The organism is Pseudoalteromonas sp. S1609, from assembly GCF_005887255.1.
Lineage (GTDB): Bacteria > Pseudomonadota > Gammaproteobacteria > Enterobacterales > Alteromonadaceae > Pseudoalteromonas.
This window is the reverse complement of sequence record NZ_PNDJ01000166.1, coordinates 1-319: the sequence shown is the minus strand read 5'-3', so window position 1 is coordinate 319 and position 319 is coordinate 1. Positions and strand designations below refer to the sequence as shown.

The 319-nt window shown below is 46.4% G+C and carries 1 protein-coding gene; it reads left to right on the top strand.

The window, feature by feature from the left end; genetic code table 11:
- Nucleotides 1-319 (top strand): glycerophosphodiester phosphodiesterase family protein (locus CWB76_RS19260; protein WP_283235063.1); only part of this gene is annotated, 319 nt, incomplete at both ends.

Here is a 319-nt window from a genome sequence, read left to right as displayed (position 1 = left end):
GTTTTTTCAATTGGTCACCGTGGTGCCCCCATGCAATACCCAGAGCACACAAAAGAGTCTTACATAGCGGCTGCTCGTATGGGCGCCGGTATTGTCGAATGCGATGTAACCTTTACAAATGATAAAGAGCTAGTATGCCGCCATTCTCAGTGCGACTTGCACACCACCACTAACATTTTAGCTATTCCAGAACTTGCGGCTAAATGCAGTGAGCCATTTACTCCAGCAAACTCTAACAGTGGCACGCCTGCTTCAGCTAAATGTTGTACCAGCGATATTAGCTTGGCAGAGTTTTTAACCCTTGAGGGTAAAATGGATG